Origin of the sequence: Mycobacterium simiae (assembly GCF_008370645.1) — a bacterium.
In the GTDB taxonomy this organism is placed as follows: domain Bacteria; phylum Actinomycetota; class Actinomycetes; order Mycobacteriales; family Mycobacteriaceae; genus Mycobacterium; species Mycobacterium simiae_A.
Map to the genome: position 1 here is coordinate 1 of NZ_VTZN01000142.1, position 14,185 is coordinate 14,185.

The window sequence follows — 14,185 nt, forward strand, 5'->3', positions numbered from 1 at the left end:
GGCACCCCCGTTACCGATCAACCCGGCGGCACCGCCAGCGCCGCCAGCTAGTCCCGGGGCGCCCGAGCCGCCGGCGCCGCCATTGCCCCACAGGATGCCGCCGGCTCCACCGGCAGCCCCGGTTCCCGGCGCTCCACTGGCGCCGTCGCCGATCAGCGGACGGCCCAACAACACGTTGGTGGGTGCATTGACAACCGCGAGCACGTCTTTTACCAGGTTCTGCAGCGGCGCGACGCTGGCCGCCTCGGCGAGCAGATAGGAACTGCCCGCCCCAGTCAAAGCCTGTTCGAATGCGGCATGGAACGCCGCAGCCCGCGCGCTGAGCGCCTGAAACTCCTGCGCATGACTGGAAAACAGCGAGGCGATGGCCGCGGACACCTCGTCACCGGCAGCAGCGATGACCGTGGACGTCGGGGCCGCGGCCGCCGCGGTAGCCGCGCTCAGTGCCGAGCCAATACGCGCCACATCGGCCGCGGCAGCTGCCAGCGTCCCCGGAGCTACTACTACGAAGGACATCGTCGCCGCCTCCCCCTACGACCGACACGGGCGTCGGAACCATGTGGATGGCAACGAGCATGCCAGCGACGTCCTCAGATTGTGTGGCTTTGCGCTACATAATTTACGTCGACGACGATATTGCCCTGAGCCCCGGCTGCCGGGTGCCCGAACCAAGGACCAGGCGGGGCACTTTCTTTACCTGCCGGCACCCCGGTCGCGCACCTTGGCGCCGGACTGACGCCGCCCCGCACCACGCAACGCGCATCCTCAGCCAGGGCTCAGTGCGCGAAGTGCTGTGCCACGTAGTGCCCACCAGGCTTGAGCTTGTCCAGCCCGCGGGCCGCGGTGGCGATGTCGTCGTGCAGAGCCCGTGCCAGGTCAGCGGAGAGCCCTTCGCGCACCACGATGCGCAGCACCGACACGTCGGTGGCGTTATCGGGCATGGTGTAAGCCGGCACCTGCCAACCGTATCCCCGCAGCTCGTGGGAAAGGTCGAATTCGGTGTAGCCGCGATCACCGGCCAGCCGGAAGGCGACTACCGGGATCGCCGATCCGTCCGAGATCACCTCGCAATGTTCTGCGGTGCGCAGCTGCTCTCCCAGCCACCGCGCGGTCGAGGACAGCGACTGCATGATCTGGGTATAGCCTTCGCGCCCCAATCGCAGGAAGTTGTAGTACTGGCCGACCACCTGGTTGCCGGGCCGGGAGAAGTTCAGCGTGAAGGTCGGCATGTCGCCGCCCAGGTAATTGACCCGAAAGACCAGATCCTCCGGCAAGTAGTCGGGGCTGCGCCACACCACGAAACCGATGCCGGGATAGGTGAGGCCGTACTTGTGGCCGCTGACGTTGATCGACACCACCCGCGGCAGCCGGAAGTCCCACACCAGGTCCGGGTGCAGGAACGGCACCACGAAGCCCCCGCTGGCGGCGTCGACATGCACCGGGACGTCCACGCCACCGCCGGACGCGAGCTTGTCCAGGGCGGCGCAGATCTGCGCGACGGGCTCGAGTTCGCCGGTGTAGGTGGTGCCCAGGATCGCCACCACGCCGATGGTGTCCTCGTCGACGGCATCGACGACCTGCTCGGGCGTGATGACGTAGCGGCCCTTCTCCATCGGCAGGTAGCGGGGTTCGACGTCGAAGTAGCGGCAGAACTTCTCCCACACCACCTGGACGTTGGAGCCCATCACCAGGTTGGGGGTGCGGCCCTGCCAGTCCTTGTTCTTGGCGCGCCAGCGCCATTTCATGGCCAGACCGCCCAGCATCACCGCCTCGCTGGAGCCGATGGTGGACACCCCGATGGCGGTGCTGGGGTCGTCGTCGCGCAAGCCTTCGGCGTGGAACAGATCGGCCACCATGCACACGCAGCGCTGCTCTATGGCCGCGGTCGCGGGGTATTCGTCCTTGTCGATCATGTTCTTGTCGAACGTCTCGGCCATCAACTTGCCGGCCTCGGGGTCCATCCAGGTGGTGACGAAGGTGGCCAGGTTCAGCCGCGAACTGCCGTCGAGCATCAGCTCGTCGTGGATGAAGCGGTAGGCGGCCTCGGGATCCATCGACTCGTCAGGCATCCGCAACGCCGGCACCGGCGCGGTGAACAGGCGACCGGTGTAGGCCGGAGTGATCGAGTGGGTGGCCGAGGAGGGTTGGCTTCTGGACACGGAGATCCTTTCGTCGCTAGACGGAACTACGGGCTAGAGCGCGGCCAGGGCCGCCCGGATGTGGTGCAGGATGCGTGACGCCGACGTCGGCGCGTCACCGGGGCCGGGATCAGCGGCCGACAACGCCGCCGCCCGGGAATGCACAAAGGCCGCCGCCGCGGCCGCCGCGGCGGGTGCGAGCCCAGAGGCCAGCAGCGCACCGATCATCCCCGACAGCACATCGCCGGATCCGGCGGTGGCCGCCCACGCCTGCCCGGCCGGACTCAGGTAGATCGGACCGCCCGGGTCGGCGATGACGGTGACATTGCCTTTGAGCAGCACCGTGGCGCCGAACTCGTCAGCTAACTTGCGGCACGCACTCACCCGGTCGTGACCCGGCGGCGACCCGGCCAGCCGGGCGAACTCACCGGCGTGCGGTGTCAACACCGTCGGCGCCGTCCGGTTGACCACCAGCTCGGGGTGCGCCGCCAGCAGGGTTAGCCCGTCGGCGTCGACTAGCACCGGCAGGTCGGTGTCCAGCGCGAACCATAAGGCCCCGGCTGCCTCCTCGTCCGAGGTGCCCAGTCCCGGCCCGACAACCCAGGCCTGCACCCGACCGGCCGCCGCCGGGGTGGGTGACGCGATGACTTCCGGCCAGTGCGACAACACCTCGGCGCGGGCACTGCCGGCGTAGCGCACCATGCCGGAGGTGGCCGCGACCGCCGCCCCCGTACACAACACCGCCGCACCCGGATACGTCGCCGAGCCGGCCAGCACACCGGTGACGCCCTGGGTGTATTTGTCGTCGTTCGGGCCGGGTACCGGCCAGCACGCAAGTACGTCGGCCGCCGCGAAACCGCGCAGATCGCTGTCGGGCAGATTCAGCCCGATATCGATGAGAACGACGCGGCCGCAGTCGGCCAGCGCGTGCACGGGTTTGAGCGCGCCAAAGGTGACGGTCAGCGCCGCACGCACCGCGGGGCCGGTGATCGCCCCGCTCGCCACGTCGATGCCGCTGGGAATGTCCACGGCGACGACCGGGATTCCGGCGGCAGCTACTGCGGCGAACACCTCGGCGGCAGCCGGCCGCAGCGGCCCGGACCCAGAGATGCCCACCACCCCGTCGATGACGAGATCGGTTGTTGCCGAAACAGCTTGCACGACACGACCGCCGGCCTTGGTGAACGCCGCCAGCGCCTTGCGGTGGGTGTGGTCGGGGTTGAGCAGCACCGCGTCGGCGGCCGCGCCGCGGCGCCGCGTGAACGTTGCCGCCCACAACGCGTCACCACCGTTGTCGCCGGATCCGACGACCGCACACACCCGGCGCCCGGCCACACCGCCGGTGCGAAGTCTCAGCTCGCGCAGGATTTCGGTGGCCAGCCCAAAGGCCGCCCGCCTCATCAAGGCTCCGTCGGGCAAGCTGGCCAACAGCGGTGCCTCGGCTTCGCGGATCGCGTCTGCGGTGTAGTAGCGCCGCATCCTAGGTCCCTCTCACGCGGATACCTCCGGCGAGCGTGGCCAGCGGAAGATCGCCTTGAGGCGCGCCGGGTTCCACATCGGGCTTTTGCGTTCGCGGGCCATCGAGTAGAACGCCAGGCCGATCAATATCGCCGTGAAGTGACCGATTGCGGTGAAGTTCAGTTCGGTCTTGTCCATCGTGATCAGCGGGAAACCGAAGATGACCAGCAGCGCCCCCAGATATCCCCACCGCCACGGCTTGGCGATGTGATAGGTCAGCACCGCCATCACTCCGACCAGGAAGTAGCTGACCCCGATGTCGCGGGAGTGCACCATCCGTTCGGCCGCGTCACGCGTCTGGATCGCAAAATACAGCATGCCTTCGCTGAAATACGTGGCGCCGATGTGTGCGGCCAATCCCACAGTGAGCCAACGCAATTGGCCTAGCCAGTGCTCGGCGGGCGCCAGAAACAGGGTGAAGAGCAGCAGGTATGGTTCCAGGTTGCGGCCGTCGATCCACAACAGGCTGGAGAACAACACTTCCAGCGGGTCCCGGCCCAGGTGGCTGATGTTGGTGGATCGGTGCAGCAGCACGGTGTGCAACTGCCGCCCGGTGAGCTGGTTTTGGATGATGGTGGTGATCGCCAACACCACCAGCCAGGTGTACGTCAACGGCGCGTTGCTGACGAAATGCCACACCACCAATGCCCAGCTCTGCAGCCTCGACCGCACCGAAGCTTTCGTCACAGCCTAACTTTCGCATGCGCACCGTCGCGCCGTACAGCAGCGGCCAACGGCATCATCGAGGTCACCACCACGACGACTACCCACAGTGCGACCACTACTCCACGGTGACGGACTTGGCGAGATTGCGCGGCTTGTCGACGTCGTAACCCCGGGCCTGGGCTACCGAAGCGGCGAACACCTGCAGCGGGATCGTGGACAGCAACGGCTGCAAAAGTGTTGATACCGCCGGGATTTCGATCAAGTGATCGGCATAGGGGCGCACAGTTTCGTCACCCTCCTCGGCGATGACGATGGTCACCGCGCCGCGGGTCTGGATTTCGCGGATGTTGGACAGCAATTTGGCGTGTAGCGTGGCCGCGCCCTTGGGCGAGGGCATGATGACGATCACCGGCAGGTCGTCTTCGATCAGGGCGATCGGGCCGTGCTTGAGCTCACCGGCGGCGAAGCCCTCGGCGTGCATGTAGGCCAGTTCTTTGAGTTTGAGCGCACCTTCCAGCGCCACCGGGTAGCCGACATGGCGACCCAAAAACAGCACGGTCGATGACTGCGCAAACTGGTTGGCGAGGTCGGCCACCGGCTTGATTGCCGAAATGACCCGGTGCACCAGGTCGGGCATCGCTTCCAGCTCGCGGTACTCGCGTTCGACCTCGTCGGGGTACTTGGTGCCGCGCGCCTGCGCCAAGGCCAGACCGAGCAGGTAGTTGGCGGTTATCTGCGCCAGGAAGGTCTTCGTGGAGGCCACGCCGATCTCCGGGCCGGCGCGGGTGTACAGCACCGCGTCGCATTCGCGCGGAATTTGGGAGCCATTGGTGTTGCAGATGGCCAACACCTTGGCCTTCTGCTCCTTGGCGTGGCGAACGGCTTCCAACGTGTCCGCGGTTTCCCCGGACTGGGAGATGGCCACCACCAGGGTGCTGCGGTCCAAAACCGGGTCGCGGTACCGGAATTCGCTGGCCAGCTCCACCTCAACGGGCAGCCGGGTCCAGTGCTCGATCGCGTATTTGGCTAGCAGCCCGGAGTGGTACGCGGTACCGCAAGCGACCACGAAGACCTTGTCGACTTCGCGCAGTTCCTGGTCACTGAGGCGTTGTTCGTCGAGCACGATCTTGTTGCCCACGAAGTGGCCTAGCAGCGTGTCGGCGACCGCGGTAGGTTGTTCGGCAATCTCTTTGAGCATGAAGTACTGGTAGCCACCCTTTTCGGCGGCGGCCAGGTCCCAGTCGATATGAAAACGCCGGGCACTGGCGTCATCTGGGTTGCCGTGGAAGTCGGTGATCCGGTAGCCGTCTGCGGTGATCGCCACGGCCTGGTCTTGGCCGAGTTCGACCGCGTGTCGCGTGTGCTCGATGAATGCGGCCACGTCGGATCCGACGAACATCTCGCCGTCGCCGAGACCGAGCACCAGCGGTGTAGAGCGGCGGGCGGCAACGATGGTGCCGGGATCGTCGGCGTTGGCGAACACGACGGTGAAGTGGCCCTCCAGCCGGCGCAGCACGGCGAGCACCGAAGCGAAAAAATCACCGGCTGTTTCGCCGTGACGGTAGGCCTGCGCCACCAGGTGCACCGCAACTTCGGTGTCGGTATCACTGGAAAACTCCACGCCGGCCGCCTCCAGCTCCTGGCGCAGCGTGGCGAAGTTTTCGATGATGCCGTTGTGGACGACGGCGATTCTGCCTGCGACGTCGCGGTGCGGGTGCGCGTTGCGGTCGGTGGGACGACCGTGGGTGGCCCAGCGGGTATGACCCAAGCCGGTGGTGCCGGCCAGCTCCGACGGTGCCATCTCGGTCACCGCAGCTTCCAGGTTGGCCAGCCGGCCGGCCCGCCGACGCACGGTGAGCTTGCCCTGACCATCGACCAGCGCAAGACCCGAAGAGTCGTAGCCGCGATACTCCATCCGGCGCAGCGCGTCCAGGACGACCTCGCAGGCAGGACGCTGCCCTACGTAGCCGACAATTCCGCACATAGCAGACCAGGGTAGTGCAGCCGCGACTAGGGCGACCTCAGCCAGCAGGTCAGGACGGCCACACACCACCGCCTCCTGGTAGCGGCCAGCCGTCGCGAGACCGCGCGCTTCGCGCAATCTGTGGCCGGCTCGCGGACGACAAAGCGCGCATTCTGATCCAGCAGACCACAGGGTGCAGCAATAGTGAGCCCGATTCATTCAATTCATATCGATTTCCTAGACAGTGGGCGTTTTGTTACCCGATGTATTTCTGACGTTTCCCGTCGCTTCATAAAGATAAATCCATCTAAGTCGTACACTCAGCAATACCGACTAAAGCTGGCGACCACCGACGATCAGATACGAATAGCCATTAGCGACCTTGCCCGACTATCGGTATACGCCGGTGTTAGGAACTGGCGCCAGCGGAGAGGACAACGGTGTTCACGAACGCCTGATCACGGCCCAGTAACGTATGGCCAATCGGGAGTTGAGCAGCAAGTGGCGGATCTGATCCGTCATCTTCATATGACCTGCTCATAGATTGATTTATACCATGTATACGGCAACACAAATAATTTGTATAGCCGCAAGATCGATATCAACAAGTATTCGTTTTAAGTGCCGGGCAGCGGCCCATTCTAAGAGGGGACCTTGGCCCGCCCGGTCGAGATCTTTCGAGGAGAAAATCATGACTGCCGTGCTGTACGAAAGTGATAGTTCGGCCCTAACCGCGCCCTGCAAAAGACGGATCTCGAATCCCGATCATCTCCCTGCCTTTCCGGCCCCGAGCGACCCCATCGTGGATACGACCGCTCGCTTGCTCAGTATTCCGCTGCGCCATGTCTACGCGCTGCTCTGGCGGGTCGGAGTGATCGAGGTCACGGCTTAGCGGCGGCTTGCTGTCTCAGCCAGCGAACGAACTGGACCCGTCGCCCGAGTCACCGCTAACGTCGACGCGTGGCCCGCACCAGCAAGCTCTTCGCCGCCCTCAGCCGCCGTGGTCCGCACCGCGTTCTACGCGGTGACCTGGCCTTTGCCGGGCTGCCCGGGGTGCTGTACACCCCCGAAGCCGGACTCAATCTGGCTGGCATCGCCTTTGGCCACGACTGGCTGACCAGTGCCACCCGCTATACGGGCCTGCTGGAGCACCTGGCCTCCTGGGGCATTGTGGCCGGGGCACCCGACACCCAACGGGGACTTGCGCCCTCGGTGCTGAACCTGGCCTTCGATATGGGTGTTGCACTCGACATCGTCGCGGGCGTGCGGCTGGGACCGGGCAATATCAGCGTGCACCCCGCCAAACTGGGACTGGTCGGGCACGGTTTCGGCGGCTCGGCCGCCGTGTTCGCGGCGGCCGGCATGCCCGACAAGCCATCCGCCGTGGCCGCGATTTTCCCGACCGTGACGGCGCCTCCGGCTGAGCAGCCGGCCGCGGCCCTAAGTGTTCCGGGCTTGATCATCAGCGCGCCCGGAGATCCCAAGACGCTGACTTCCAATGCTCTCGAGCTGTCCCGCGTTTGGGACACGGCCACGCTGCGCATCGTCAGCAAGGCCAAAGCGGGTGGCCTGGTCGAAGGTAGGCGACTCACGCAGGTGGTCGGGTTGTCGGGCGCAGACCGCAAGACCCAACGTTCGGTTCGGGCGCTGCTGACCGGCTACCTGCTGTACACGCTCGCTGGTGACAAGACCTATCGCGAGTTCGCCGATCCCGACGTGCAGCTGCCGAAGACGGATGCCGTGGATTCTGAGGCTCCACCGGTTTCCCCGGAAGAAAAGATCGTTGCGCTACTGAAGTGACGGTGACTTGACGCAGCTGCCCGTGCTAACTGTCGATAATGCGGATCGGCATTGCCATGGACTACCCGGGCGGCTTTCATGAGGCCGTCGACCGTGTCGTCGAACTCGAGAAATGCGGCATCGACATTGTCGTGGTGGCTGAGGCGTATTCCTTCGACGCCGTCAGCCAGTTGGGGTACTTGGCGGCCAGGACTTCGCGGGTCGAACTGGCCTCCGGGGTGCTTCCCATCTACATCCGCACCCCAACACTGCTGGCGATGACCGCTGCGGGCCTGGATTTCGTTTCCGGCGGCCGCTTCCACCTGGGAATCGGTACCTCCGGGCCGCAAGTGATCGAAGGCTTTCACGGCGTCGAATTCGACGCCCCGATAGGGCGCACCCGTGAAGTCGTGGAGATCTGCCGGCAGGTGTGGCGCCGGGAGCGGCTGCACTACGAGGGCAAGCACTACCAGATTCCGCTGCCAGCGGACCGCGGAACGGGCTTAGGCAATGCGCTGCGGCTCATCAATCATCCTGTACGCGAACGTATTCCGATATCGATTGCGGCCCTGGGGCCAAAGAATGTCGAACTGACCGCGGAGATCGCCGAGGGCTGGGTGCCGGTCTTGTTCTATCCGGAGCAGGCCGGATTGGTGTGGGGGCAAGCACTGGCTGCCGGCTCCGCGAAACGTGACCCGACCATGGGCCCGCTGGACGTGATGGTCGGTACCGCGCTGGCGATCGGGGCGGATGTCGATGACCGGCTGGGGTGGACGAAACCGCAACTGGCCCTCTACATCGGCGGAATGGGCGCCAAAGGCCGAAACTTCTACCACAAAGTGGCGACTCGCTACGGATTCGGCGACGTCGCCGACCGGATTCAGCAGCTCTACCTGGCCGGCCGCAGACAGGAGGCAATCGACGCGGTCCCTGACGAGTTGGCGCGGGGGATCTCGCTGATCGGACCGCGGGGGTTTATCGCCGAACGATTGGCCGCCTTCGCTGATGCCGGTGTGACCACGCTGTTGGTCAGACCGGTGACCGCGGTTTCCGGTGAAGCGGTGCGCTATATCGAGCAGCTACTGCAACTGCGGCCGTCCTGATCCACTACTGCCCCGCTTTGGGAAGCTGGTCTGCGGCGATCTCACAGGGTGTCGACGCCCTTGTCGGCGCCGGCGCTGGCAGCGGCCCGACAGCCGGCGGACCGCCAGCCGGTGACGGCGGTGCGGCGCCCGCCGGTTGCTGCGGCGCAACCGGTGGTATCGCCGCGGCGGCGCGCTCGCCCGCTTCGCTTGGCTGCGGTTGGTCGCCCGGATCTGCCACCGTCATGTCTTCGACGGGTTCAGCCTGGGGCGGGCCGTCGTCGTGCGCTTCGCCCAGGTCTGCATCGACGGGACCTTCGGGTTCGAGGGAATCCTCGGGCCGCACCGGATCGGAGAGCCCGTCGCCCGCGGCCCCAAGCAGGTCGACCATGGCATCGACGATTCGGTTGGCCAGACCACCCAGCCCGCCGAGCCCCCCAGCACCGGATCCAACTCCTAGGTCGGAAGGCGTCGGCGGCGGTATCAAAGCGGCCGGAGTCACCGGCGCTCCGACCGACGCCGCCGGTGCCGGTCCCGGCGGCATTGCATCAGGCACACTAGCGGCGGGTGCGGCGGCAGCTGTCGCCTGCGGTGCGTTCGGCACTTCCCGGGCGACAGAGCAACAGCGCGGGCCAAGATCCCCCGGAACCTCGAAGTGGGTCTGCGGTGTGCCGGCCAGCCGGTCGGTGGCCAGGTCGTAGGACGCCGCCACCCCAGCCCGCGTCGAACGCATCGCCGTGAGCCAGTCGATGCGAATATCATTGTCCACGTACGGCGTTACCTGGTCACGCAGCACCTGTTCAGCCGCGGGCCGGTCGCCCATGCCGTTCTTGACGGTTTCGGCGGCGGTTAACCACGCCGGCCGCTGCGCAAGTGTGCGATTGTCGATGGCGATCGCCGACTCCACCTTTGAGTCGACCAGCTGCCATAGGTTGTCGCGCAGAGATTCGCACCGCTGCGCGGCCGCCCGGACCTCGGTGACCAGCTCGTTTGCCGCGTCACAATGTCGCTGCAGGAAGCCAACTGCCGCCTCAGCTCCTGGTCCCGTCCATGCGGCAGCGAGCTGGGTGACCTGGACGCGCTGGCTCCCCAGCGCCTCGGCAACCGCGGTACCGGCAGCCCGCAGTAGTGCGCAGTCGCTGTCCAGCGCGTGCAGGTCTAGGCCTTCTTCGCCGTCGTACCAGTCGCTTAGCTGCCCGGGGCGCAACGTCAAGTCTGGGTGGTGGTAGCCGACCTGCTGGCAAGCATGCACATAACTGCGTGTCCGTTCGACTGCGAGCCGACCTTCGGCGAGGCGTCCGGCGACGTCCAACCGGTTGGCCACGGTCAAGCGATCCGCGCCGCGGCGAATCGATCGGCCTCGGCATAGCGATCGGCGCCGGCGCGTAGCGCTTGGGCGATCTCGACCGCCGCCCGCGACCATTGCGACAGTTCGGCCGCCAACCGATCCAGCTCACAGCGCAGCGCCTGACCCCGCTGCGCGTGCGCTTGGCCCGCACCAGCGCCGCCGAAAGCCAACCGCGCCAAGAGGTTTGCCGCCGCATCGTCGATGAGTTGAGCCGCGGCGCCAATCCGGTCGGCGACCGCGACAACCGCCGCCACGTCAATTCCGCTTCCGGCCTGATTGAGTCTCATGCTTAGTTCGACGCCGGATGCGGCGTCGGGGTTCCGAAAACTTCAGTGCGCTGCGCTGACCGCAGCGGCGACACTGGTAGCCAGCCGCTGCGCAACGTGCTCGTCGGCTGCTTCCACCATGACACGGATAACCGGCTCAGTTCCGGAGGGACGCAACAGAATTCGACCAGTATCACCCAGCTCGGCTGCAGCCTCGTCGACCGCCGTCTGGACCGACGGCGCGGCGGCGGCGGTGGCCTTGTCGTCGACTTCGACGTTGATCAGCACCTGTGGCAGCGTCTGCATCGCCGACGCCAGGGCGGCAAGTGAGGCGCCGGTCTGCACCATGCGGGTCATTAGTCGCAACCCGGTGACGATCCCGTCGCCAGTCGATCCCAGCCCGGGCAGCACGATGTGACCGGACTGCTCACCGCCGAGGCTGTAGTCACCGGCGCGCAGCTCCTCGAGCACGTAGCGGTCACCGACGGCGGTGGTGTGCACGGTAACACCGGCCGCGCGCATGGCCAGGTGCAACCCAAGGTTGCTCATCACCGTGGTCACCAACGTGTTGGCGGTCAGCTCGCCCGCTTCTTGCATGGCCAATGCGAGTACCACCATGATGGCGTCGCCGCCGACCAAGTCACCGTTGGCGTCAACGGCCAGGCAGCGGTCGGCATCTCCATCGTGCGCTAGGCCCAGGTCGGCCCGGTGGGCAGTGACGGCCGCCCGCAAGGAATGCAGGTGCGTGGAGCCACAGCCGTCGTTGATGTTGAGTCCGTCGGGGTCGGCGTTGATCGCGATGACTCGGGCGCCGGCAGCGCGATAGGCCCGCGGCGCCACCATTGAGGCCGCGCCGTGGGCGCAATCGACAACCACAGTCAGGCCGTCAAGCCGGCTGGTGCTGGCCTTGCTCACCTGACGCAGATAGCGATCCGCCGCATCCTCGGCGTCGATGACTCGACCGATGCCGGCACCCACGGGACGCAGCCCGGGACCGGCGGCGACCAGTTCCTCGAGTTGATCCTCGGTGTCGTCGTCTAATTTGTGCCCGCCGGCACTGAAGATCTTGATGCCGTTGTCGGGCATCGGATTGTGCGACGCCGAGATCATCACGCCGAAGTCGGCGTCATAGGCGCCGGTCAGGTACGCCACCGCGGGTGTGGGGAGCACCCCGACCCGCAGCGCGTCGACACCTTGGCTGGTCAGCCCGGCGATCACGGCAGCTTCCAGCATTTCACCGCTGGCTCGCGGGTCACGACCGATCACGGCGACCCGCCGGCCCGGACCGCCCGAACTCGCCAAGTACCGGGCCGCAGCGGCGCCCAGGGCCAGGGCCAGCTCAGCGGTCAGCTCGCGATTGGCGACCCCGCGCACTCCGTCGGTGCCAAATAGTCGACCCATGCGGACAAACCTCTCACAGTTGACGGCCATGCACATACCCACTTTTGGCCGCGCGCCGCGGAATTACGCCGCGACACGCCGGCGGATACGCGCAGATGCACGCTCGCGGCCAGAAAGTGATTGCTGATCAGCGCTTGCTGTACTGAGGCGCCTTGCGGGCCTTCTTCAGCCCGTACTTCTTGCGCTCGGTAGCGCGCGGGTCCCGGGTGAGGAAGCCGGCCTTTTTCAGCGGGGGGCGATCCGCTGGGTTGGCCAGAATGAGCGCTCGGGCGATACCCAGGCGCAGGGCCCCGGCCTGGCCCGACGGACCGCCACCGTTGAGGTGGGCGAATATGTCGTAGCTTTCCACCCGGTCGACTGTGACCAGAGGCGCCTTGATGAGCTGTTGGTGCACCTTGTTCGGGAAGTAGTGCTCCAGAGTGCGGCCGTTGAGGTCGAACTTGCCGGTGCCGGGCACCAGTCGCACCCGAACCACGGCTTCCTTGCGGCGGCCGACGGTCTGGATGGGGCGATCGAACACGAACGCTTCGCCGTGGGCTGGCGGAGTTTCGAGCGCGGCAATTTCGCTGGTTTCGGTCACTGCGCCACCTGCTTGATCTCGAAGGGAACCGGCTGCTGAGCGGCGTGGGGATGCTCCGGGCCGGCGTAGACCCGCAACTTGCGCTGGATTTGGCGGCTGAGCTTGTTCTTGGGCAGCATTCCGACGATCGCCTTCTCGACCACCCGGTCGGGGTGCTTTTGCAGCAGTTCGCCGATGGCGCGCTTGCGCAGACCGCCGGGATATCCCGAGTGGCGGTAAGCCATCTTGTGACGGAGTTTGTCGCCGGTGAGGGCGACCTTGTCGGCGTTGACGACGATGACGAAGTCACCGCCGTCGACATTGGGCGCGAACGTCGGCTTGTGCTTGCCGCGCAGCAGGTTGGCCGCTGCCACGGCAAGGCGGCCAAGCACCACGTCCGTGGCGTCGATGACGTACCACGACCTCGTGGTGTCACCCGCCTTGGGCGCGTATGTAGGCACAGCGCTTACCTTCTTCTCTCTCGGGTGGATCCCGGTGCAAGCCGGGCGCCGGTCAGGCGTAGACGGTGAGGTTTTTCTCGGCGACCGACATTGACCCGAGGCCCCGGCGTACCGCACGCCAACGGAGCAGCCTACCGACGGGCATCCCCGCAGGTCAAAAAATCTGGCAGGTAAACGCTGCGCACACTCGCGCCGCAGTCGGGGTACCGACCTGGCGCGCACCCCGAATGCGGGTCGTAGCGTCGGCTGGCGGCGTTAACCGTTGTTGCCAGCATTTCCGGGTTGACCGGCAGCGCCCGGACCACCCGAGGTGCCAGCGGGGCCGGGGTTGAGACCGTTCGTGTTGACACCACCGGGGCCACCAGATGCACCAACTCCTCCGCTGCCGGCGTCGCCGCCGCTACCGCCCGTACCGCCAGGGCCGCCGCCGTCGCCGCCGTCGCCGCCGTCGCCGCCGGTGCCCCCCGCGCTACCGTCACCACCGCGACCGCCAAAGCTGATGCCATCAAGGCCCGGGCCGCCGCGGCCCCCGCCAGCCCCGCCGCCACCGGTACCGCCGGACCCGCCAGCCCCGCCAGCACCGCCAACACCACTAACGGCGGCCCCGCCGGCCCCGCCGGTACCGCCGATGCCGCCGATGCCGCCGACACCACCATCACCTCCTGCGGCCCCGGCAAGAAACGTCGTGGAACCGCCGCCATCACCGCCGGCCCCGGCAAGCCCGCCGCTACCACCGCGGCCGCCCACCCCGCCAACACCGCCCTTGGCGCTACCAAAACTCTGCCCGCCCGCACCGCCGCTGCCTCCCGCACCGCCGAGCGCACCCCCCCCCGCCAACACCGCCAAGGCCGCCCTGGGCGTCGGGGAAGCCGCGAGCGCCGCCGCCCCTCCCGCCGTGACCGCCCGCACCTGCATCACCACCGGCACCGCCGGCACCGCCCGCACCAGCCACACCGACCACACCACCATCGCCCTTCAGCGCCGCACCGCCGACCCCGCCGGCA

Annotated in this window: 14 protein-coding genes and 1 pseudogene; 3 read left to right on the top strand and 12 right to left on the bottom strand. The window is 66.8% G+C overall.

The genetic code is table 11. The annotated features are described in order from the left end of the window. The 6 genes and pseudogenes from F0Q45_RS29460 to glmS all read right to left on the bottom strand — a co-directional run. Nucleotides 1–204, bottom strand: a 204-nt coding sequence (locus F0Q45_RS29460) for a PGRS repeat-containing protein (protein ID WP_373425039.1), incomplete at its 3' end; no start/stop codon positions are given. 93 nt (nucleotides 205–297) lie between these two features. Next, nucleotides 298–516, bottom strand: a pseudogene (locus F0Q45_RS29465) (PE family protein); the annotation flags it as partial. Nucleotides 517–776: 260 nt separating this feature from the next. Further along, nucleotides 777–2,159 carry a glutamate decarboxylase gene (locus F0Q45_RS19465; protein ID WP_149655498.1) on the bottom strand — a complete coding sequence of 461 codons (1,383 nt, stop codon included), beginning with the start codon at nucleotides 2,157–2,159 and terminating at the stop codon, nucleotides 777–779. A 33-nt stretch (nucleotides 2,160–2,192) separates the two neighbouring features. Beyond that, on the bottom strand, nucleotides 2,193–3,617 hold the full coding sequence (locus F0Q45_RS19470) for an NAD(P)H-hydrate dehydratase (RefSeq protein WP_149655499.1): 1,425 nt from the start codon (nucleotides 3,615–3,617) through the stop codon (nucleotides 2,193–2,195). Nucleotides 3,618–3,629: 12 nt separating this feature from the next. Beyond that, nucleotides 3,630–4,343, bottom strand: coding sequence for a rhomboid-like protein (locus tag F0Q45_RS19475; RefSeq protein ID WP_149655500.1), 714 nt, complete (start codon nucleotides 4,341–4,343; stop codon nucleotides 3,630–3,632). 94 nt (nucleotides 4,344–4,437) lie between these two features. Further along, nucleotides 4,438–6,306, bottom strand: coding sequence for a glutamine--fructose-6-phosphate transaminase (isomerizing) (gene glmS, locus F0Q45_RS19480; protein ID WP_149655510.1), 1,869 nt, complete (start codon nucleotides 6,304–6,306; stop codon nucleotides 4,438–4,440). A 670-nt stretch (nucleotides 6,307–6,976) separates the two neighbouring features. Between glmS and F0Q45_RS19485 the strand changes: the two genes are divergently transcribed. From F0Q45_RS19485 to F0Q45_RS19495, 3 genes are all read left to right on the top strand, one after another. After that, nucleotides 6,977–7,177 carry an Rv1535 family protein gene (locus tag F0Q45_RS19485; RefSeq protein WP_149655501.1) on the top strand — a complete coding sequence of 67 codons (201 nt, stop codon included), beginning with the start codon at nucleotides 6,977–6,979 and terminating at the stop codon, nucleotides 7,175–7,177. A 68-nt stretch (nucleotides 7,178–7,245) separates the two neighbouring features. Beyond that, entirely contained in the window at nucleotides 7,246–8,085 is an 840-nt protein-coding gene (locus F0Q45_RS19490; protein WP_149655502.1) for a dienelactone hydrolase family protein, read from the top strand. Nucleotides 8,086–8,123: 38 nt separating this feature from the next. Then, a complete protein-coding gene (locus F0Q45_RS19495) occupies nucleotides 8,124–9,167 on the top strand; it encodes an LLM class F420-dependent oxidoreductase (protein WP_149655503.1) in 1,044 nt (347 codons plus the stop codon). Between the two features lie 4 nt (nucleotides 9,168–9,171). Here the strand turns inward: F0Q45_RS19495 and F0Q45_RS19500 are convergent, their stop codons facing one another. The 6 genes from F0Q45_RS19500 to F0Q45_RS27895 form a co-directional block, all read right to left on the bottom strand. Continuing rightward, complete coding sequence (locus F0Q45_RS19500) at nucleotides 9,172–10,470, bottom strand: hypothetical protein (RefSeq protein ID WP_149655504.1); 1,299 nt, start codon at nucleotides 10,468–10,470, stop codon at nucleotides 9,172–9,174. Between the two features lie 2 nt (nucleotides 10,471–10,472). Beyond that, nucleotides 10,473–10,781: a hypothetical protein gene (locus F0Q45_RS19505; RefSeq protein ID WP_149655505.1), complete on the bottom strand. Its 309-nt coding sequence runs from the start codon at nucleotides 10,779–10,781 to the stop codon at nucleotides 10,473–10,475. Nucleotides 10,782–10,823: 42 nt separating this feature from the next. Continuing rightward, nucleotides 10,824–12,161 carry a phosphoglucosamine mutase gene (gene glmM / locus F0Q45_RS19510; protein ID WP_149655506.1) on the bottom strand — a complete coding sequence of 446 codons (1,338 nt, stop codon included), beginning with the start codon at nucleotides 12,159–12,161 and terminating at the stop codon, nucleotides 10,824–10,826. A 127-nt stretch (nucleotides 12,162–12,288) separates the two neighbouring features. Next, nucleotides 12,289–12,741 carry a 30S ribosomal protein S9 gene (gene rpsI, locus F0Q45_RS19515; RefSeq protein WP_149655507.1) on the bottom strand — a complete coding sequence of 151 codons (453 nt, stop codon included), beginning with the start codon at nucleotides 12,739–12,741 and terminating at the stop codon, nucleotides 12,289–12,291. Continuing rightward, complete coding sequence (gene rplM, locus F0Q45_RS19520) at nucleotides 12,738–13,181, bottom strand: 50S ribosomal protein L13 (RefSeq protein WP_149655508.1); 444 nt, start codon at nucleotides 13,179–13,181, stop codon at nucleotides 12,738–12,740. The genes rpsI and rplM overlap by 4 nt, the downstream gene beginning before the upstream one ends. A 255-nt stretch (nucleotides 13,182–13,436) precedes the next feature. Next, nucleotides 13,437–14,090, bottom strand: a complete 654-nt coding sequence (locus F0Q45_RS27895) for a hypothetical protein (RefSeq protein WP_223163926.1) — start codon at nucleotides 14,088–14,090, stop codon at nucleotides 13,437–13,439. Between the last annotated feature and the right edge of the window lie 95 nt (nucleotides 14,091–14,185).